A 20,380-nucleotide genomic window follows, 5' to 3' on the forward strand; every position below is an offset into this window, starting at 1 on the left:
TCTCCTGAAAAAAATTAACGCAATATCACTTTTTAGCGTAAAAAATCATTTAAAATAACTTAACTTAAAAAAATAACACTATGAAATTAAGTTTAGCAATTGTTGCATTAGCTTTGGCAATTCCTTCTGCCACGTATGCACAAGACTCAACGGCAGTTTCAAAAGGAGAGTATCCTAATACATTTTCTTCGGGATCTGCTAATGTTTCCCCATTCACCAATCAATCTAAAAGATTTAACGATTGGTCCATTTCTGCCGGGGTGGGTGTTCCACTTCTTCAGTCAGCGGATTTGACCTCTATCAAAAATGGTAATGGTAAAAACCTTTTTGGATATTCAGCTTATGTAAGTATTGATAAAGCGATTACCCATGCATTTGGGATCAATTTACAATATGACAAAGGTGAAACCAGACAAGGATGGTTCAATACTAAAAATGCAGCACCAGATGCATCAGCAGTAGGAGCAAGAACTCAGTATGACGCAATCTCTATTTTAGGAGACATTAATTTTTCTAACCTATTAAGAAGAGTTGATAACCACTCTCCTTACAGATGGGCGCTTCATGGATATGCAGGTATTGGTACTATTGCCTACAGAGCATACCAGAAAGACGGGAATAACAAACAGAGATTGATGACTGAGATTAAGCCTTTCCAATTAGGATCTTTATTCATGCAGGCTGGTACAGGTCTGAAGTTCAAAGTGAACAGAAGAATTGATATTGAAGGGAGATTAATGTATGTTGTAACCGGTGATGATGAGTTTGATGGTGGTGGTGATGCGTACAGCGCTATCAACAAGCGTTCTGAGCAGGTTTCTGACAACTTCTTTAATGCTACTTTAGGTCTTTCTGTAAAACTTGGAAAACACGAATCTCACTTAATGTGGCATGACCCACTTCAGGAAATCTATTATAAACTTGATGTACTGGCTAATAAAAACCAGGATATCGAAGTTTGTAAAAAAGGAGATGCTGATAACGATGGGGTATGTGACGATTGGGACAGACAGCTTGATACTCCTGCAGGGGCAAGAGTGGATGGTGCCGGAGTTGCACTTGATACTGACCTAGACGGAGTTATTGACCTTTACGATAAGTGTGTAACTGTTCCTGGACCTGTTGAAAACAACGGATGTCCGGTAGCAACAACAGGACCTGTAGTAGAAACAGAAACTAAATTGGAAGGGATTGAATTTGACTTAAATTCTGACAGAATTTTACCATCAAATACTCCAATTTTAAATAATGCGGTAAACTATATTAATTCTTCAACTGGTTCTTACAATGTAATCGGAGCTACCGATACAAGAGGTACTGACGCTTACAACCAAAAACTATCTGAAAGAAGAGCAAACAACGTTAAGAACTATCTGATCAAAAACGGTGTTCAAAATGGTAAACTACAGGCAGTAGGAAAAGGTGAAAAAGACCTTAAATACCCTGAATGTGAACCAGCAACGAAGTGCCCTGAATGGAAAAACAGAGCCAATAGAAGAGTATACTTCGAAGCTAAATAATAAACATATTGATATATCATATGAAAGTCACGCCCTGCGTGACTTTTTTTGTCTAATTCTTTCCTTATTTTTACACCATGATTTCTCCGCAGGATTTTCAAAAGCTAAAATATGATACTCTTAAGTATTTCTGGGGCTATACAGACTTCAGAGATTCTCAGGAAGAAATTATCAATGCTGTTATCAACGAAAAGGACACGCTGGTTCTGTTGCCTACAGGAGCAGGGAAATCTTTATGTTATCAATTGCCCGCCCTATTAAAAGAAGGAACATGCCTCGTAATTTCTCCTTTGCTGGCATTGATGAAAGATCAGGTTAATCAGCTCAAATCCCGTGGTATAGAAGCAGAATACCTTTCATCTGAACTGGATGAATATGATGCTGAAACTATTTATGACCGCTGCAAAGAAGGTCTTACAAAACTGCTCTATGTTTCTCCTGAAAGACTTACCAACACTCAGTTTATTCAAAACATGGGGGAAATTCAGTTATCCTTTATTGCCGTTGATGAAGCGCACTGTATTTCAGAGTGGGGCCAGGATTTCAGACCCAGCTATCAGAATATAAAAGGATTCAGAAGTAATAACCCTGAGATTCCCTGTCTTGCTCTGACTGCAACTGCTACTCCCAAAGTACTGGAAGAAATTAAAAATAAACTGGAACTTAAAAAGCCTTTTGTTTTTCAAAAAAGTTTCAAAAGAGAGAATATCAAAATCTTTACCGATGAAGTATCTGATAAATTTCAGCGTGTTTTTGATATTTTAAAATACAGCAACGACTCCGGAATTGTCTATGTAAGAACCAGAAAAGAAGCTGAATTACTGGCAGAATTTCTGAAGAAAAATCAGCTGAAAAATGTGGATTATTTCCATGCAGGCTTAACTACTAAAGAAAAAAATGCAAGGCAGAATCTCTGGAACACCAGCGACAACCATGTCCTTATTTCTACCAATGCCTTTGGAATGGGTATTGACAAGGATAATGTACGATTTGTCATTCACTACTCTCCTGCTGCATCCATTGAAAATTATTATCAGGAAATCGGAAGAGCCGGAAGAGATGGAAAAGACAGTTTTGCCTTCATGCTCTGGAACAAACAGGAGCTCTTGAATTTTGATCAGATTTTAAAAAATCAAACCCCCAACAAAGCTGAGTTTTTGAAGATTGTTAGTTACCTCTACTCTATTTTTCAGGTAGCAGAGTTTGAACTTCCCGAAAAAACTTTTCAGTTGAATAGCCTTAGTATACAGAATTTTACCAGGCTTTCGAAAGCGAAAATCAATAATGTACTCAACTTTTTGCACAATCAGGAAATTGTTTACTACAATGATAATAAAAGTCTGTCTTCGCTTGAACTTTTTATCAAAGCCGACGAAATAGATCAGTTACCACAAAAAGATGCTCATTTTATAGAACTTCTTTTCCGCACCATATCCGGAATTACGACCCATAAAGTAATGTTCAGTGAACAACAGGTAAGCAATAAAATTAATGTCAGTGTCCCTTTGATCAAAGAACGACTGAAGGAAATGCAGCAAAAGAATTATCTTGAATATATCGATGGAGCACTATCCAGTATCAAATTCCTTAAACCTCGCGATGAAAGAGCGGTAAACAGTGCTTACTGGAAGTTATTTGAGCATATTCAGAGAAACAAAATCCAGAAATGGGAAGAGATGAAATTTTACGTAGAAAACAACGACTACTGTAAAATAAAACTAATTCTAGCCTATTTTGGTGAAAAGAATTCAAAAAACTGCGGTCAGTGTTCTGTCTGTGAAAAGAACAAACAATCCATTTTTGGAAAAAATATTTCCCAGCAGATTATCAATGTATTGGCCAAAAAATCGGCAACCATTGAAGAACTTTCTATACAGCTGAGTTATCACTCTAAAGAAAATATATTAGAAAATCTGATTTTTCTTTTAGATTCCGGAAAGGTAAGAATGCTGAATTTCAGAACGTATGCGCTTAATCATGAGTAATGAGTAATGAATAGTAAATGTATTGTGGTAAAATCCTGATGAACTTATCCTATCTCTAAAACTCTCCTGCCCTCAAACTTAAACACTTTCCGACTCTCAGATCAAAAACTTATCTTTGCATTATGAAATCATTGAAAGTCGTTTTTTTAGGGACTCCTGAGTTTGCAAAAACTTCTTTGGAGGCAATCCATCAATCTCACCATCAGGTGGTAGGTGTAGTCACAGTAGCTGATAAAGCAAGTGGACGTGGACAAAAAATTCACCAATCACCGGTAAAAATCTATGCAGAAGAAAATAATATTCCTGTTTTCCAGCCGGAAAAGTTAAGAAATCCGGAATTCTTAGAAGAACTTAGAAAACTGGATGCCGATGTTTTTGTAGTTGTTGCTTTCAGAATGATGCCTAAAGTACTTTTTGAAATGCCTAAAATGGGAACATTCAATCTTCATGCTTCACTACTTCCGGATTACAGAGGTGCTGCCCCTATCAATTATGCCGTTATCAACGGAGAAGAAAAATCCGGAGCTACGACTTTCTTTATCAATGAAAAAATTGACGAAGGTAATATTCTCCTTCAGCAGGAAATGGAAATTTTGCCTGATGAAAATGCAGGAAGCCTTCACGACAGACTGATGGAGATGGGCGCAGGACTTGTTGTAAAAACGCTGGATGCCCTTGCTGAAAATACGATTGAAGAAAAACCTCAGCCTCAGGTGGAACATCCTAAAAATGCTTATAAAATTTTCAAGGAAGATACCCGAATCAATTGGGTACAGCCCTCAAAAACTGTTCATCAGTTTATTCTGGGAATGTCACCTTATCCTGCAGCTTTCACCACGTTGAAGATTGAAAACGAAGAAAAAGGATTAAAAATATTCGGAGGAAAGTTTGAACTTTCTGATCACGGAAAATCAGCAGGAACTCTTGATATTTCAAAAAATGAATTTAAAATCTATACCCAGGACGGAATCTACTATCCTCTGGAACTTCAACTGGAAGGTAAAAAAAGAATGATGGTTAAAGATTTTCTGAACGGTTTCCGAAATTTTGATGGAATCACATTAATCTAAAGATTTATATCTTATCAAATATAAAGTCCCAAAAGTTTGTCTGTAGATACTTTTGGGACTTTTCGATTTTTAACCATCAGCTTTTACTGACAATTTTCTTGCGTATTCTGCTTATAAACTCAGGAGTTACTCCGAGATAAGCTGCAATCTGAATATTGGTAAGACGATGCGCTGTTTTCGGGTAATCCCTTAAAAATTCTACGTACCTTTCCTCTGAAGGTTTGCTTAGATTATCGATAATTCTTCGTTGCAATGCTATAATTGACTGCTGAAATTTAAGCCTCATCAATCTTTCAATTTCCGGCATTTCAGCATACAGTTTTTCTTTATCTTTTTTCGGAATAAGAAGAATCTCACTATCCTCGAGTGCCTGAATATTAAGTTTTGAGGGAATGCGGTTGATAAAACTGTCAATATCAGAAACCCACCAGTTTTCAATTCCAAAATATAATATTTGTTCGGCAGCATTGTGATGGGTATGAAAAACTTTAAAGCATCCACTCAGTATAAATCCTTCAAATTCGCAGATCTCCCCTTCTTTTAAAAGGAATTCTTTCTTCTTTATTTTCCGAAGGTTAAAAGCACTGCAGTATTTTTCCAGCTTTTCGTCTGAGATATCAATATATTCCCGGATATGTTTTTTTAATGGCTCAGTCATCGTTTAAAAATAAAAAAAGGTTTAGAAAAATCCTAAACCTTGTATGTTGTATGGTAAACAGTCATATATTGTGAAAAAATCACAATTGACTATTCATTTATTAGAGTTGTACCATCTCAGTAACCTCTACATCATATCCTCCAACCTGAGGTTTGATATTAGGGTTTTGTGTGATTACTTTGAACTTATTGATTCCTAAATTCTTCAAGATCTGCGTTCCAATTCCATAATCTCTGTAATTGTACGCTAATGTAGGATGCTGCTCCTGACCATCCTGATAGTTTAAGAACTGCTGAAGTTTTCTCAATGTATTTTCGGAATTAGAAACGTTATTGATGAAAATAATTGCTCCTTTTCCAGCTTCATTTACCATATTGGTTACTTTTTCCAATAATGGTTTTTCACCGTTATTTAATCTTGTCAATACATCAAAATAAGAATCTGAAGACTGTACTCTTACCAACACAGGCTCATCTACAGTCCAGGCTCCTTTTGTCAGTGCAAAGTGGATCTGATCATTAGAAGTTTCTCTGAAGGCATAAAAATCAAACTCACCGTAATGTGTTTTTACTTTTTTCTCTTCAAGTCTTTCTACAAGATTTCCTTTTTTAAGCTGATAATGGATCAGATCTTCAATAGAAACGATCTTCATATCGTGTTTTTGAGCAAAAGCATGAAGTTCAGGCAAACGAGACATCGTACCATCTTCGTTCATGATCTCACAGATCACTCCTCCTTCTTTTAAACCTGCTAAATGAGTAAGGTCAATAGCTGCTTCAGTATGTCCGGCTCTTTTCAATACTCCTCCTTTTCTTGCACGAAGCGGGAAAATGTGACCAGGTCTCATAAAATCTGTAGGTTTGGATTTTTCATCCATCAGTGCTAAAATAGTCTTTGCTCTGTCTCCTGCAGAAATTCCGGTAGATGTTCCGTTACCCAGAAGGTCAACCGATACGGTGAAAGCAGTTTCTTTAGGATCGCTGCTTCTGCTTACCATCACTTCAAGTCCAAGCTCATCACATCTTTTTTCAGGAAGCGGCATACAGATCAGCCCTCTTCCGTGAAGCGCCATAAAATTGATAATTTCCGGCGTTGTCAGCTCTGCCGCACAAAGAAAATCACCTTCATTTTCTCTGTCTTCATCATCTACTACTATGATTATTTTACCATTTTTAAGGTCTTCAATGGCCTCTGGAATAGTATTTAATTTAATATCGGACATTTTTACTTTTTATTTGTGCAAAGATACTCATAAAAATAAGCATCTCCCAACTAATTATGAATGGTTTATTACGCTTTGGATAGAGTTCGCTGCCTCTCTGAAAATCTCATAAGATCTCAATCTTTTCTGATGGTCATAGATATGTGAGTTGATCATCATTTCATCCACCTGAAATCTTTCCTGGAAATTTGTAAGCTTTTCCTGAACTTCCGCCTGATCCCCAATAAACGTATATCTCAGCTTTTGTAAAACCATAGATTTTTCCATGGGAGACCAGATCTCATCCATATCATCCACCGGCGGAGCAAAAGGCTTTCTATCATTTCTTACAATATTGATGAATGCCTGGAATAAAGTAGTAGATATTTTATGAGCTTCTTCCGATGTTTCTGCTGCCACCCCGTTTACACAGGCAATTATATAAGGCTTGTCCAAATATTTTGACGGTTCAAAATGTTCTCTGTATATTTTAAAAGCCATTTCCATCTGCTCCGGAGCAAAATGTCCTGCAAATGCATAAGGCAGCCCAAGTTCTGCAGCCAGCCATGCACTATCTGTACTTGATCCCAGAATATAAATCGGAATATCAAGTCCTTCTCCGGGAATAGCCCGCACCATGGCCTCTGAATTTTCTTTTGAAAAATATCGTTGTAATTCGAGGATTTGTCTTGGAAATTGTTCATTGATGAGAGCTGGATTTCTTCCTAAAGCCTGAGCTGTTAATCCATCAGTTCCCGGAGCTCTTCCTACTCCCAGATCAATTCTTCCCGGGAAAAGAGATTCCAGGGTTCCGAACTGTTCCGCAATGATCAGGGAGCTATGGTTGGGAAGCATAATTCCTCCCGAACCTACTCTGATTTTTTTCGTTCCATTGGCGATAAAACCAATCAAAACAGAAGTGGCTGAGCTGGCAATACTTTCCATATTGTGATGTTCTGCCAGCCAGAATCTTTTATAATCTAAATTTTCAGCGTGATTGGCTAATGATAAGCTGTCCTGAAAGGTATCGTGAATGCTTTTACCTTGCTTTACAGGGGCAAGATCTAAAACAGAAATTTCAAAATTTTTCATATTGAGATGTTAATTTTTTCAAAGTTGATCCTGAATCTCCTTTGTCAATTTCATAATTCTAAAGTGGGTTTTAAAAACCAAACAAATTTAAAACATAAAAACTGCATTAGTTACTTTTTGTAATTAATAAAAACAATGGCTCAGTTCAGGGAAAAACTATTGGAATAAAATTTTTGTTTATATGATTTTACTTATAAGGTTTTGGTAACTTGCAACATTATTTAATAACTAATAACATGAAGATAAAAATAATGTATATCGAAAACAAATCCTTCGGACACAGCGGGCCGGCATGGATTGGTTTTGTGGAATTTTCAAAGTCCGGACAAACTATTTACTGCAACGGGAAGGCTTTGAAAAAACTGAAAAGACCGGAATATATTGCCAACTATTTTGATATAGAAACCGGAGAAGAATACTGGGTATCCGGTATTAAGAAAAACGGACAGGACAGGCATTGGTGTGGAGGCGGAAAAATTATGCTTGATAAAAACTCTATGGATGAATATCTGAAATTGGTAGATTTCAATAGCATAGACAAAAATCACTTTGAGATCGTTGAATTCTCCCAAACAGATAAAAGCAGATTTAACGAATTAGAAAATACCGAAACTGAATTCAGAGATAGCAGTTTTCATGCTACTTTTTATGATAACAACCGAAGAAAATTAATCTTAGACACTAAAATTTAAATGAAAAATATTTATTTACTGCTTTTATCATTCTTTTTAATAAGCTGCTCTTTCAATCAATTTTATAAAGACAGAGAATCAGACAAAACAGATGGTGAAAAAATTCCCATAAAATTTTATTGGGAACTTCGTTATGGAAAAAATCCGGATGATATTTATAAGTTATTTGGTGAGAAGTTTTTTGAAGTGACCGATAAAGAAAAACTTGTAAAACTTATGAATACAGTCAATGCGATTGGTCCTGTTGAAGAATACAATCTTGCCAAATGGGAAACAATGGTTGTGAAGGGAAACAACGCACGAAGTCAATACTTCTTCATGTATAATGTAAAAAGAGGAACTAAGAAAACAGAAGAATCTTTTACTTTAGAAAAGAATAAAGAAGGAGACATAAAAATCGTTGGTTACAGAGTTAATCAAGATATGCTAAACGAATAAAAATAAAGGGTTTTGAACATTTTCAGGACCCTTTTTTATTTTACAGGGTTTTAAGTGATTTTTAAAACAAATAATACGAATAAGTATATTTTAACAAAAATAATTCAACAAAAAGAGAGATATTCATTATATTCGTATACCAAATTTTTAAAAACTTTAATATGAACAAAAAAACAAACAGCCTGTTTTATAAGCAGATGCTGACGGGAAAAACTGTGCTTATGAGTCTTGTAATGGCAGCAGCGTTAACCTCTTGCAGCAAAAATAATGAGGAAATTACCACCGATGCCCAAACAAATGCCTTGAGCACAGACAATGTAAAAAAAGGAAAATTTGGAGGTCAGGACATTACCTATGAAAGAAAAAACGGAATGAATTTCTTCCAGGGAGATATTGTTCTTACCGACAAACAATTGTCAGAAGGCAGTGAACTCAATAAAGGCGGCGCCAGTTATTCCAGATGGCCCAATGGTAAAATTTATTATACCATTGCCAGCAATATGGGTTCAATCAACGTTAATAAAATCAATTCCGCAATCAGTGAGTATAATAATAAAACCAATACTCAATGGATCTACCGAAGCAATCAGTCTAACTATGTTGAATTTATTTTTGGGAGTTCATCCGGATCAGATGGCTGGGCTCATATCGGATATCGGGGCGGAAAACAAACGGTTTCTTTGGATCAGTATATTTCTGTAGGATCCGTAATTCATGAAATGGGCCACACGGTAGGTCTTTATCACGAACATACCCGCAAAGACAGAGATCAATATGTAAAAATCCTTTGGAACAATATTCAAAATGGGCAGGCTTATAATTTTAACATCTATAATTCCGGGACAGACATAGGGCCTTTCAATATTAATTCAGTGATGATGTATTGGCCAACATCCTATTCTAAAAACGGACTGCCAACAATTATAAGAGCAGACAATTCAAATTTCACTTATAACAGAACAGGTTTTACAACCGGGGATATCAATACCATCAATGCGATGTATCCTTAATTTTAAAGAATTTTTGTGACCATCAAAAAGGGAAGAATTCTTATGAATTCTTCCCTTTCTTATAATTATAATGATTAATCAAAATCCTGATTTCATTGAATTCAAAGTGGTTGGGCAATGCATTCTTCCACTCAGTCAATGTTTCGTGTGGGTTTTTGTAAAACTCCTCTTCAAACGCTTTGATTTTATCTGAAGTAATGACTCTTGCAATATCCAGCAATCCCTGTTCTGCAAATTTGGCAAGATGGCCAATGACCGTTTCTTTTACCAAACCTCTTTCGAGGGCAATTTCCCCAATGGTTTTTCCCTGTTCAAACAACTGAAAAGTTAAAACCTGAGACGGAACTTTAGCTATTTTCAGATTGATTTCCTTATCATTTTTTTCATCTAAAAGTTTAGTTTCAAGAAGGTAAATATCTCTTAAACTGTTCAGGTATTCTTCAATATCCTCCAGCCAGCTTTTAAATTCTTCGTTATATTGTTTTAAACCTTTCGCTCCTTTTATTTCAGCATAGAATTCCTTCAAAGGATCGAAAATTTTATTCCTGGTTTCTGTAAAAAAGAAATTAACCGCTCCTTTTGACTTGCTTTCAATTTCGGACCAATCTTCTTTTTGTTCAATAAAATTATTGACCTTCTGAAAAATGATACGTTCCAGCTTTTCAAATATTTTCCCAAGATTTACCGCTTCATGTTTCAATTGCAGATAAAGCTGCTTGGTCTTTACATGATCGATATTTTTGGTCACCATCGAAAGGTTGTTCCATTCTTCTACCTCTTTTAAAAACCAAGTACAATCTAATGTACGAAGTACTTTTCTGATGCTGTAATCATATTTTTCCTGATTCAGGATGGCTTCAACATGGTCGTTGGCAATAGTATCTGTATGGAAATGTAAAATTCGGTTATCCTTGAAAATAACTTCAGGGGTAATTTTTGATTTTAACACAATTCCTTCCAATGTTCTGCAACGGGATAAAGCTACATATACCTGACCGGCTGTAAAACTTTTTCCTGCATCAATAATCACTTTATCAAACGTTAATCCCTGACTTTTATGGATGGTTACCGCCCATGCTAATTTGATAGGAAACTGCTCGAAACTTCCTAAAACTTCTTCCTGGATATTTTTATCCGTATCAAGGAAATATTTTTTCTGTTCCCAGGTTTCTCTTTTTACAACAATTTCGTTTTCGCTTTCGTCCAGTACAACACGGATTTCATTTTCATCTAATCCGATAACCTCGCCTAGTTTTCCGTTAAAATATTTCTTCTCACCGGAAATGTCATTTCGGATAAACATGATCTGGGCTCCGATTTTCAGTTCTAAAAACTGTTCGTTCGGAAACTGATTTTCTTTAAAATCACCTACCAATTTCGCTTCATACACCTGAGGATCAACTTTAATTTCTGTCAGTTTTTCCTGGTTGATCTCATCTGCCATTTTGTTGTGAGAACACAAATAAACGTAAGACTCTTTCCCCATATCAAAATCAGGATCATACCTTTCATTGAGATGATTAAAGTCTATATTATCTACATCTCCATCACGGATCGCATTCAGAATTTCCAGAAACTCTTCGTCAGATTGTCTGTATACTTTTGTCAGCTCAATGGTAACAATGGGAATTTCTTTAATGGCATGGCTGTCAAAAAAGAAGGGTGAATTGTAATACATTTTCAAAATGTGCTCATCCCTCACTACCGGAGGAAGCTGAAACAAATCCCCGATAAAAAGCATCTGTACCCCTCCAAATCTTTGATTATTCCTTCTGATGAATCTCAAAGAAAAATCCATCATATCCAGAACATCTGCCCTCAACATTGAAACCTCATCAATAATAATGATTTCTACTTCTCTCAGAAGCTTCAGTTTATCTTTACGATATTTGAAATGGGGCATCAGGTCAGCAATATTATTGGCCAAACTGGTATCTATCCTTTCTGTGGTGGGAAGAAAGGTTCTTAGCGGCAGTCCAAACATAGAATGGATGGTTACTCCACCCGCATTGATTGCAGCAATTCCCGTAGGAGCTACTACAATATGCTTTTTCTTTGTACGCCTTACAAAATCATTAAGAAATGTCGTTTTTCCTGTTCCGGCTTTCCCGGTTAAAAAAACGCTTCTGTTGGTATATTCTATTAAGTCAAAAAAATGATTGTTCATCGTTGTCAAAAATACGGAAATGAATTTGAATTTCTTACCTTGGCATAAGTTTTGAAAATTTATAAAAAGAAAAAAGTTTATTGTGAAAAAATTATTCTTTCATATCCCGGCAATAGTATTATGTACTACAATAACTCTGGTTTCATGTAATACATCAAAGAATGCCAATACCAATCTTCCTATTGATATCGCAGACAGACCTGCTGACGAAGAAAGTCAGAAATATGAACAGGCACAACTCGACCGATTAAAAGCCTCCATCGAATCTGAAGTATCAGGAGAAAAATGTACGGATGCCAATGAATGGACATTTGCTCCCATGGGATCGAAATCCTGTGGCGGGCCTCAGCAATACATTGCCTATCCTAAAAAAATAGAAGAAACTTTCTTACCAAGAGTGAATGAGTATACGGATAAAGTGAAAGCTTTTAATGAAAAGTATAATATTATGTCTGACTGTATGATGATCACGCCTCCTACATCTCTCAAATGTATCAATGGCAAGATAAGACTGATCACACCAGACAATAACTAACAATAAAGCAAAGGTTCTATATCAAATCGAAAAAGCTCTGTCCAAAAACAGAGCTTTTATATTTATTTTAAATAGATCAATGGTGAATTTTGCTTCGCAAGTGAATAGTGAATTTTTAACATCAAAAAAATTGACAAGCGCAGCGAATTGACTATTCACTATTCACCTGACAGCCTAAAATTGATGGTCTTTCACATTTTCCTTATACCACGATGAGTATTTCACATAGTTATCTGCAATTCTGTTCACTTCTCCTTCCAGTAACTGAGCATTAATATCTTTGATTTTTTTTGCAGGAACTCCACCCCAAACTTCTCCGGATTTTATGTGAGTTCCCTGAGTTACTACAGAACCCGCTCCTACAATGGAATTCTCTTCTACAAGACAATCATCCATCACAATCGCTCCCATTCCGATCAGTACATTATCTTTAATGGTACATCCATGAACAATCGCGTTATGCCCGATAGAAACATTGTTCCCGATATTCAAAGGAAATTTCTGATAGGTACAGTGCAGCATTGCATTATCCTGAACATTCACCTTATCTCCCATTTTGATATAGTTAACATCTCCTCTGATCACTGCATTATACCAAACACTGCAATCTCTTCCCATCTCAACATCGCCAATAATGGTAGCTGTTTCTGCTAAAAAAGTATTCTCTCCAATCTGTGGTGCTTTTCCTAAAAGTTCTTTTATAAGTGCCATAATATTAATTTGAAAATTTGAAAATGAGCCAATTTGAGAATGTATGATGTGTTATCTTTTCTTGTATCTAAGTTCTAAATTACAGCGATAGCAAAAATCTAACTCTCAATTTTCAGCTTCTAACTTCTAATGCGTATTTTTGTATCTCAAATTTAACGAAAAAATGCGTACCGTACTTATAGAACCAACTGAAAACCCAAAAGTGATGAAATTTGTAGCAGATTACAATCTCATCCCAGGGTCTTTAGAACTGGATAGAAATTCAGATATTTCAGAAATTCCTTTAGCACAGGAACTTTTCAATTATCCTTTTGTGGAAAGAGTTTTCATTACGGCTAATTTTGTAGCTGTAGCAAAACAGGATACCATAGAATGGGAACATGTAGCTGAAAGTCTGAAAAATGTGATTGAGGATGAATTATTGGCAAACCCAAGAATTTATCTTCAGAAGAAAAAAGAAATGTATCAGATTTATGCTGAAATGACTCCGAATCCCAATGTAATGAAGTTTGTGTCAAGCAAGCTGCTGATGGATGGTTTTGTGGAAGTAAAATCGAAAGAAGCTGCTGAAGAAGTTCCTTTGGCGCTGGCTATTTTTAAAGAATTTGATTTTGCAACGGAAGTTTTCATTTCTGACAACTTTGTAGCGGTAACCAGAAATAATTCTGTAGAATGGCATCAGGTAATGATGACTGTTCGTGCGCTTATTGCTGAATATCTTCAAAACGGAGGTGAAATTTCAAAAATAGAACCTCAGAAACATGAAAACCCTGTTGAAAAAATCATCAACAGAGATTATACTGAAGATGAGCAGAAGATTTCTGACATTTTAAATGAATATGTAGCTCCTGCCGTAGAAAATGATGGAGGAAAGATTTCTTTGATGGAATATGATCAGGAAAATAAAACGGCAAAAATGCTTCTGCAGGGTGCATGCTCTGGCTGTCCAAGCTCTACAGCTACTTTGAAAAACGGAATTGAAAATATTTTAAAACAATTCGTTCCTGATTTAGTAGAAAGAGTGGAAGCTGTAAACGGATAAAACAGTGGAAATGCCTCCCGAAAAGAAAATTATCATCATTATAGGAAGTGCTTCTAAAAGTTCCAGCAATCAGAAACTGATGGAACAGGTACTGAAAAAAATGGATCATGCAGATTTCAAGATGTATGATGATCTTTCTGTTCTTCCGCATTTTGATACCGCATTAACCGACGCTCACACTCCGGAAGAAGTTCTGAAAATCAGAGAGGACATTAAAAATTCAGCAGGCGTACTATTTTCTACACCGGAATATATTTTCAGTATTCCCGGAAGATTAAAGAATCTGTTGGAATGGTGTGTTTCCACAACAGTATTTTCTGAAAAACCGGTTGCTGTGATCACCGCTTCTGCCAATGGAGAAAAAGGCCATGAAGAATTATTATTGATTTTAAAGACCCTCGGAGCGGTAACAGATGATAAACATCAGGCATTAATAAAAGGGATAAAAGGCAAATTTGACAGCAATGGCTTACTGGAAAGTAATACCTTTGCTAAAGTATCAGAATTAGTAACAGATTTTACAACTTCTGTTTCATAATTAAAAATTAGAATATTGAATAAGAAAGGAATTTTACTGGTCAACCTCGGATCACCGAGATCAACTTCTGTAAACGACGTAAAGGAATATCTTGATGAATTTTTGATGGACGAAAAAGTGATTGATTATCGCTGGATCTTCCGTGCCCTTCTTGTACAGGGAATTATTCTGAAAACAAGACCTGCAAAATCTGCTGAAGCTTATAAAACAGTCTGGACGGATAAAGGTTCTCCACTGATTGTTATTACTGAACAGATTCAGAAAAAACTTCAGAAAGTGGTAGATGTTCCGGTGGAAATCGGAATGAGGTATGCAGAACCGAGTATTGAAACCGGTATTCAGAAACTGGTAGATCAGGGAATCACTGAAATCGTTCTTTTTCCTCTCTATCCTCAATATGCGATGAGTACTACGGAAACAGTGATTGAAAAAGCAGAAGAAGTCAGAAAGAAGAAGTTTCCAAAAGTAAAGATCAATTATATTCAACCTTTCTATAACAGGGATATCTACATCAACTGTCTGGCGGAAAGTATTAAAGAAAAACTTCCTGAAAATTTTGATGCCCTGCAGTTTTCGTATCATGGGGTTCCGGAAAGACATATTTATAAAACGGATCCTACCAAAACCTGTAACCTCAACGACTGTTGTTCCAGAGATGATAATCCAAGTCATCAATTCTGCTACCGTCATCAATGTTATAAAACGACACAGCGTGTTATCGAAAAACTGGATTTACCGAAAGAAAAAACAATCGTTTCTTTCCAGTCAAGATTAGGAAAAGACAAATGGATTGAGCCATATACCGACGAAACATTGGAAACCATTGGCAAAAAAGGGATAAAAAACCTGGCTATCGTCTGCCCGGCTTTTGTTTCGGATTGTCTTGAGACCCTGGAAGAAATTTCTGTGGAAGGGAAAGAACAGTTTATGCATGGTGGTGGTGAAAATTTCCACTATATTCCATGTTTGAATGATGAAGACCGTTGGATTGAAGTCGTAAAAATCCTTTGTGAAGAAAAACTGAATGATTTCTATCTGGTATAGTTTACTTTACACTAAATATACAAAAGGCCACAAGAATTAACTTGCGGCCTTTTTGTTGAATATATTAAAAAATTTGGTGCTACTTTTTAATCAGGTTTCCTGCTTTCTCTCCGTTTACCATTACAATATATACTCCCGGAAGAATATTGGAAGGAAGCTGGATATTAAGTCTGTTTACTCCATCGGTAATTTCTACTTTTTCAGAAATTTCTTTCTTACCTGTAAGACTTACCAATTCTACAATTCCTTTTCCTGATTTCCCTTCAAAGTTTATAGTGAATCTGTCAGTTGCAGGATTTGGACTTATAGTATACAGAGCTGTCTCTGCTGCGGCTGCTTTTCCTGCCGGAGAAGTTCCACCTCCTACCCCTACAGCGTTCCAGGCATTTTTAACCTGAGTCACTTCATTGCTGGTTGCTCCGTATAAATCGGTAGCTGCCTGAATAGAATAGGTTCTTGCACTTGCATAAGTAGAAGAAGAAGTCAGATAAGTCGTTAAAGTTCTGTAAGCAATAGCTCCTGCTTTATCCAGTCCGATGGCTGAAACATTATAAGCAAAGCCTTTGTCATTAGTACCGGAACCTCCTGTAACCAGTAGATAATACCAGAAGTTAAGGACTCCTGAGTTGGTATGAACTCCACAATAATCATTAGATTGGCTTGGAGTTACACAACCGGAAGTTGTTGTTGTTTTCCAATACGTTCCCAGATAAGTATCAGGCTGGCTGTATGCGTTAGGATTAGCCATATTTCGGATCACATAATTGAAATCTTCACCCAATGTCCAGCTTGCCTGTGTAGGTCTTGCCCAACGTTCAATGGTATTTCCGAAGATATCTGAGAATCCTTCATTCAATGCTCCGGGTTCTCTCTGATAGACAAGGTTAGCCGTTTTAGAAGTGAGTCCGTGTGTAATTTCGTGACCACAAACATCTATTGCTGTTAAAGGTTTTCCACCGTTTGTTGTAGAGCTTCCATCTCCATAAGTCATTCTGGAACCATCCCAAAATGCATTAAAATAGTTGCTGGAATAATGAACATATGATTTAATAGCGAAATTATTATTATCAATACTCTTACGTCCATATTTTGTATAAAAATAATCTACTGTCATTTCAGCTCCCCAATGGGCATCGGCAGCGTATTGATCTTTATTTGTATTAACATTATTCCAGTTATTGTCTGTATCTGTAAAGTCTACAGCAGAAGCATAGCTGGTTCCTTTTTTAAGGTTATAGGTTTCTACAGCTGTTCCTGCATTTCTTCCTGTTTCTCTTAATCGGTAGCTTCCGTTATAAGAATCTGTAGTGATGCTACGGGTTCCGCTATATCCTGTAACGGCTGTTCCCGGGCTGTTCACTTCATGAATAATGGCATCTACACCTAATACTTTTCCATTTTTAGCATCTACGAAAACATATTGTCTGCTTAATGGTTTTTCAGCATAGATATCAAATTTATAAGCTAGTCTCAGATCATTCAGCTTATCATCATCAGGATCTGAATAATACACTAATTCTCCTTTAGGGGCAAAGCTTGCATTGGGATCACCCGTTTCTTTTTTCAGAAAATCTTCCTCCTCTTTATTTTTCCATTTATAGGAATCTGCTCCCACAAATGACAAAGCACTTTGTAATGCAACATTTTCAGCAAGGCTGGCATTTTTATCAAGTTCTTTCGGAAGTTTAAGAACCCATTTTCCTGACTGTCCTATAATTTTACCATTTTTTGTCTGTACTGCCATCATTCCGTATTCTACAGGAATATCATTAACAGTCTGTTGAAATCTTTGGGTTTCAAAACCTAATGCATCCTTTTCCAAGCCTAGTTTACGAGCTTGTCCCGGAGAAAGTCTCTGAGACGCTTCGTCAAATAAAACAGGGTTCCCCTGATAGGCAGGAGCATTTTTTTCAAATCTCATAAACTCGGCATGTAATCCGCTTTTTCCCGGAATTAGTTTTGATGGTGTGTTTTGCCCAAAAACAAATGAGCAGGCGGCAACACTTGCCACTAAGATAAATTTCGTTTTCATAATAATATTTGGTTGGTTGTGGTGGCGAATTTATAAACTTTTCACAATAAAATGATATAAACAATGAATAAAATTCAATTGATATTATAAATCGATAAATAAAACACAATGATGATTTTAAAACAAAGAAAATTTTTTAAAGATAATTTTTCTGCAATACAAACTTTACATTAAAATAATTAATTAAAATCAAAATTTTGTGAATTATTTTTTTTCACTATGTAGTGCATTATAATTAAAAAAAATAACCCTATTCTGAGATTTTAGAGCGCATTTTATTTCAATATGGGCAAAAAAATTAGGACTATCTTAAGAGACAGTCCTAATTTATATGTATATTTTTTATACAAAAATGATATCAAGTCATTGCTTATCGTTTATTGGCAATTGGGGTTCTGAATTCTCCGTACCCCATAAGACCATCATAATTTCTTCCGAACGGTGCATAATAAAGGAATGCCTGATAGAGGTTTTCTGTCTGCCAGAAGTTACCATTTACTTCCCCAAAATTCAGAGAGCCATTTCCTTCTTTTGTTACCAAAACGTAGTTATAAAAACCTTGCTTCAGGAATATTTTGGCTACATATTGTTTCGTGGCAGGATCATATTGCATCTGATTTTCTTTGCCTGGTTTAAAATTATTAAATCCTCCCAGCACATAGATTTCTTTATCCACAGGATCTGAATCCAGGTAGAAATGTACCCATGAATAATCCGCTTCTCTTTCTGCATCTCTTTCCCGTCCCAGATCATTTCTCCTGTAATACCATGCTCCATTGACATCCGGCTGGTATTGGTAATTCAAAGGAAATGCCCATATCGGATGAAGATAGGTTTGGTTAACATCATCTTTTATTTCAGTGGCACGCACCATATCTGCTGCCATATTCATATTTTTATTATCAAAATAATAAAACTCATTGTCTCCAGGGAACGTAAGATTCGTCTGCTGAAAAAGCACCTGATTTCCTAAAACGCTGCTTGGCTTAAGATTAGAAATCACCATATTCGGGTTGTTATTCTGCATCACATTCATGGTGATGGAATTGACATTGGAAGAAATATCTCCTCCTTTCGGAGAAACATTCACTTCTACCCTTTGATTAATATTGGGATTTTTTGCATCTGCAAATCTTGAAATATTTAAACCTACAGAGGTTACATCCTCAACCAGATAAAACCTTTTTTTGAAAAGAGGCTGGTCTGCAGAATCTTTATAAACAATCAGCTCATAATTCCCTGAAACCTTCAGCTGGATTTTATCATTCGGAAAAACCAGTTTATAATGAGTGTATGCCTGCAATGTATTGAAAGAATACTGAAACTGATCCAGCAATGCATTCATACTTCCGGTTGCAAATTCTGTAAAAAACAGGTTATCCTCATTCCAGTTTCTGTCATAATGTTTAAAGGTATACCGGTAGATCTGACTGCCATTTGTAAGATCATCAAAGCCCAGAACCAACTGTTCTCCTATCTTAATTACCGGAGTTTCATCATTCGTCTGAGGATTGAACAACTGAACACTTTGGATATTTTGTCCAAAAACCAGTCCGCCCAAAGAAAGTAAGAGTATTCGCAAAGTTTTCATTATGACGAAGATAGCGAAAAATAGCCATTTTCTTAATAATATCGTATTTTTGAATAAAAAATATTCAGATATGCTTCAGATTCAAGGTTTCGTATTCAACTTTGCGAGTGAAAATACTTACATCATCTATAACGAAAATAAAAATGCCTGGTTAATTGATCCGGGAAATATGAATGCTCAGGAAACTCAAGCTATTGATCATTTTATTACAGAGAAAGAGCTGAAGATTCAGAAAATTCTTTTGACCCACGCTCATATTGATCATGTATTCGGACTACAGTGGGCTTTTGATAAATTCAATATCCCCGTGAATATGCATCAGGAAGATCAGGAAGTATTGGATATGCTTCAGGCGAGCGGTGTAAGATTCGGAATGCAGATAGATCCGGTAAAAGTAGATGTAGAATATATCAAGGAAGGAGATGAACTGGATTTAGATGGCGAGAAATTTAAAATTTATCATGTCCCAGGACATTCGCCGGGAAGTGTTGTTTACCATAATGAAAATCAGAAATTCATGATTTCAGGAGATGTTCTTTTTGAAGGCAGTATCGGAAGAACAGATTTGTATAAAGGAAATTATGATCAGCTGATTGAGGGAATTAAATCAAAACTATTCATTCTGGATAATGAAACGCAGGTTTTCTCAGGACATGGAAATCCTACATCTATTGGATTTGAGAAGCAGTATAATCCGTTTTTGAAGTAAGAAAATCTGAGGATTTGAGAGTTTGAGAGTCATATAAACGTCTTAAATCAACCTTAGATCTGACACTTTATATAAAAAATCATGTTCGATAAAATTTAAATATAATGAACAGGACACTCCTCCGGAGCTTTATTTTACGGCAATCTCATTTTTTCTACTAACAGTTAATCCCGATGGGATCAAATCCCAGCTTCAATAGGAGTTAACTGTTAATAGGACGTATTTATTTAAAATTAGAGCTCCGGAGGAGCGACCTGTTAATTCATGCTGTAAATATTGATATTTTCAATGTATTTATACTTTTTATCGGACAGTAATAATAAACCGTCAGGACTAAGCCTGACG

General features: G+C 36.0%; 18 protein-coding genes. 11 read left to right on the plus strand and 7 right to left on the minus strand.

Going from position 1 to position 20,380, the window contains the following annotated elements; all coding sequences use genetic code 11:
* Positions 1–80 precede the first annotated feature (80 nt).
* From ODR02_RS16185 to fmt, 3 genes are all read left to right on the plus strand, one after another.
* Positions 81–1,520, plus strand: a complete 1,440-nt coding sequence (locus ODR02_RS16185; protein ID WP_209787387.1) for an OmpA family protein — start codon at positions 81–83, stop codon at positions 1,518–1,520.
* 77 nt (positions 1,521–1,597) lie between these two features.
* Positions 1,598–3,505: a RecQ family ATP-dependent DNA helicase gene (locus tag ODR02_RS16190; protein ID WP_209787385.1), complete on the plus strand. Its 1,908-nt coding sequence runs from the start codon at positions 1,598–1,600 to the stop codon at positions 3,503–3,505.
* A gap of 122 nt (positions 3,506–3,627) precedes the next feature.
* Positions 3,628–4,575: a methionyl-tRNA formyltransferase gene (gene fmt, locus ODR02_RS16195; protein ID WP_209787383.1), complete on the plus strand. Its 948-nt coding sequence runs from the start codon at positions 3,628–3,630 to the stop codon at positions 4,573–4,575.
* Positions 4,576–4,651: 76 nt separating this feature from the next.
* On the opposite strand, the gene ODR02_RS16200 is transcribed toward fmt, so the two are convergent.
* The 3 genes from ODR02_RS16200 to ODR02_RS16210 form a co-directional block, all read right to left on the minus strand.
* On the minus strand, positions 4,652–5,233 hold the full coding sequence (locus ODR02_RS16200) for a Crp/Fnr family transcriptional regulator (protein ID WP_209787381.1): 582 nt from the start codon (positions 5,231–5,233) through the stop codon (positions 4,652–4,654).
* A 100-nt stretch (positions 5,234–5,333) separates the two neighbouring features.
* Positions 5,334–6,455, minus strand: a complete 1,122-nt coding sequence (gene ribB / locus ODR02_RS16205) for a 3,4-dihydroxy-2-butanone-4-phosphate synthase (RefSeq protein WP_101239474.1) — start codon at positions 6,453–6,455, stop codon at positions 5,334–5,336.
* A gap of 54 nt (positions 6,456–6,509) precedes the next feature.
* Complete coding sequence (locus ODR02_RS16210) at positions 6,510–7,526, minus strand: LLM class flavin-dependent oxidoreductase (protein WP_209787379.1); 1,017 nt, start codon at positions 7,524–7,526, stop codon at positions 6,510–6,512.
* A 236-nt stretch (positions 7,527–7,762) separates the two neighbouring features.
* On the opposite strand from ODR02_RS16210, the gene ODR02_RS16215 reads away from it, so the two are divergent.
* The 3 genes from ODR02_RS16215 to ODR02_RS16225 all read left to right on the plus strand — a co-directional run bounded on the left by ODR02_RS16215 (position 7,763) and on the right by ODR02_RS16225 (position 9,666).
* Entirely contained in the window at positions 7,763–8,218 is a 456-nt protein-coding gene (locus ODR02_RS16215; RefSeq protein ID WP_309512784.1) for a hypothetical protein, read from the plus strand.
* Complete coding sequence (locus tag ODR02_RS16220; protein ID WP_209787376.1) at positions 8,219–8,656, plus strand: hypothetical protein; 438 nt, start codon at positions 8,219–8,221, stop codon at positions 8,654–8,656. It begins immediately after the preceding gene.
* 161 nt (positions 8,657–8,817) lie between these two features.
* The gene (locus tag ODR02_RS16225; protein ID WP_309512785.1) at positions 8,818–9,666 is read left to right on the plus strand and encodes a M12 family metallopeptidase; all 849 of its coding nucleotides are present in this window, start codon (positions 8,818–8,820) and stop codon (positions 9,664–9,666) included.
* Positions 9,667–9,706: 40 nt separating this feature from the next.
* On the opposite strand, the gene ODR02_RS16230 is transcribed toward ODR02_RS16225, so the two are convergent.
* A complete protein-coding gene (locus ODR02_RS16230) occupies positions 9,707–11,833 on the minus strand; it encodes a helix-turn-helix domain-containing protein (protein ID WP_209787372.1) in 2,127 nt (708 codons plus the stop codon).
* A gap of 82 nt (positions 11,834–11,915) precedes the next feature.
* Here ODR02_RS16230 and ODR02_RS16235 point away from each other — a divergent pair, with 82 nt between their 5' ends.
* The gene (locus tag ODR02_RS16235) at positions 11,916–12,368 is read left to right on the plus strand and encodes a hypothetical protein (RefSeq protein ID WP_209787371.1); all 453 of its coding nucleotides are present in this window, start codon (positions 11,916–11,918) and stop codon (positions 12,366–12,368) included.
* 174 nt (positions 12,369–12,542) lie between these two features.
* Here the strand turns inward: ODR02_RS16235 and ODR02_RS16240 are convergent, their stop codons facing one another.
* Entirely contained in the window at positions 12,543–13,079 is a 537-nt protein-coding gene (locus ODR02_RS16240; protein ID WP_209787369.1) for a gamma carbonic anhydrase family protein, read from the minus strand.
* Positions 13,080–13,242: 163 nt separating this feature from the next.
* Between ODR02_RS16240 and ODR02_RS16245 the strand changes: the two genes are divergently transcribed.
* From ODR02_RS16245 to hemH, 3 genes are read left to right on the plus strand one after another with little or no spacing between them, the layout of a single operon-like run.
* The gene (locus tag ODR02_RS16245) at positions 13,243–14,121 is read left to right on the plus strand and encodes a NifU family protein (RefSeq protein ID WP_105681409.1); all 879 of its coding nucleotides are present in this window, start codon (positions 13,243–13,245) and stop codon (positions 14,119–14,121) included.
* A 10-nt stretch (positions 14,122–14,131) separates the two neighbouring features.
* Positions 14,132–14,659: an NADPH-dependent FMN reductase gene (locus ODR02_RS16250; protein WP_209787367.1), complete on the plus strand. Its 528-nt coding sequence runs from the start codon at positions 14,132–14,134 to the stop codon at positions 14,657–14,659.
* Positions 14,660–14,674: 15 nt separating this feature from the next.
* The gene (hemH, locus tag ODR02_RS16255) at positions 14,675–15,703 is read left to right on the plus strand and encodes a ferrochelatase (protein WP_209787366.1); all 1,029 of its coding nucleotides are present in this window, start codon (positions 14,675–14,677) and stop codon (positions 15,701–15,703) included.
* Positions 15,704–15,782: 79 nt separating this feature from the next.
* Here the strand turns inward: hemH and ODR02_RS16260 are convergent, their stop codons facing one another.
* Both ODR02_RS16260 and ODR02_RS16265 read right to left on the minus strand, forming a co-directional pair.
* Positions 15,783–17,735: a M4 family metallopeptidase gene (locus ODR02_RS16260; protein ID WP_209787364.1), complete on the minus strand. Its 1,953-nt coding sequence runs from the start codon at positions 17,733–17,735 to the stop codon at positions 15,783–15,785.
* Positions 17,736–18,105: 370 nt separating this feature from the next.
* The gene (locus ODR02_RS16265; protein ID WP_309512786.1) at positions 18,106–19,326 is read right to left on the minus strand and encodes a type IX secretion system plug protein; all 1,221 of its coding nucleotides are present in this window, start codon (positions 19,324–19,326) and stop codon (positions 18,106–18,108) included.
* Positions 19,327–19,396: 70 nt separating this feature from the next.
* Between ODR02_RS16265 and ODR02_RS16270 the strand changes: the two genes are divergently transcribed.
* Positions 19,397–20,035 (plus strand): MBL fold metallo-hydrolase, encoded by a 639-nt coding sequence (locus ODR02_RS16270; protein ID WP_209787360.1) that lies wholly within the window; start codon positions 19,397–19,399, stop codon positions 20,033–20,035.
* Positions 20,036–20,380 lie beyond the last annotated feature (345 nt).

Source organism: Chryseobacterium sp. CFS2 (assembly GCF_036543225.1).
GTDB lineage: Bacteria > Bacteroidota > Bacteroidia > Flavobacteriales > Weeksellaceae > Chryseobacterium > Chryseobacterium culicis_A.

Bases quoted from the DNA above. Each gene is read 5' to 3' on its own strand.
- ODR02_RS16240 (WP_209787369.1), bottom strand. From the start codon at position 13,079: ATGGCACTTATAAAAGAACTTTTAGGAAAAGCACCACAGATTGGAGAG.
- ODR02_RS16260 (WP_209787364.1), bottom strand. From the start codon at position 17,735: ATGAAAACGAAATTTATCTTAGTGGCAAGTGTTGCCGCCTGCTCATTT.
- ODR02_RS16270 (WP_209787360.1), top strand. From the start codon at position 19,397: ATGCTTCAGATTCAAGGTTTCGTATTCAACTTTGCGAGTGAAAATACT.
- ODR02_RS16185 (WP_209787387.1), top strand. From the start codon at position 81: ATGAAATTAAGTTTAGCAATTGTTGCATTAGCTTTGGCAATTCCTTCT.
- ribB (WP_101239474.1), bottom strand. From the start codon at position 6,455: ATGTCCGATATTAAATTAAATACTATTCCAGAGGCCATTGAAGACCTT.
- ODR02_RS16215 (WP_309512784.1), top strand. From the start codon at position 7,763: ATGAAGATAAAAATAATGTATATCGAAAACAAATCCTTCGGACACAGC.
- ODR02_RS16200 (WP_209787381.1), bottom strand. From the start codon at position 5,233: ATGACTGAGCCATTAAAAAAACATATCCGGGAATATATTGATATCTCA.
- ODR02_RS16220 (WP_209787376.1), top strand. From the start codon at position 8,219: ATGAAAAATATTTATTTACTGCTTTTATCATTCTTTTTAATAAGCTGC.
- ODR02_RS16230 (WP_209787372.1), bottom strand. From the start codon at position 11,833: ATGAACAATCATTTTTTTGACTTAATAGAATATACCAACAGAAGCGTT.
- ODR02_RS16245 (WP_105681409.1), top strand. From the start codon at position 13,243: ATGCGTACCGTACTTATAGAACCAACTGAAAACCCAAAAGTGATGAAA.
- ODR02_RS16190 (WP_209787385.1), top strand. From the start codon at position 1,598: ATGATTTCTCCGCAGGATTTTCAAAAGCTAAAATATGATACTCTTAAG.
- ODR02_RS16265 (WP_309512786.1), bottom strand. From the start codon at position 19,326: ATGAAAACTTTGCGAATACTCTTACTTTCTTTGGGCGGACTGGTTTTT.
- ODR02_RS16210 (WP_209787379.1), bottom strand. From the start codon at position 7,526: ATGAAAAATTTTGAAATTTCTGTTTTAGATCTTGCCCCTGTAAAGCAA.
- fmt (WP_209787383.1), top strand. From the start codon at position 3,628: ATGAAATCATTGAAAGTCGTTTTTTTAGGGACTCCTGAGTTTGCAAAA.
- ODR02_RS16250 (WP_209787367.1), top strand. From the start codon at position 14,132: ATGCCTCCCGAAAAGAAAATTATCATCATTATAGGAAGTGCTTCTAAA.
- ODR02_RS16225 (WP_309512785.1), top strand. From the start codon at position 8,818: ATGAACAAAAAAACAAACAGCCTGTTTTATAAGCAGATGCTGACGGGA.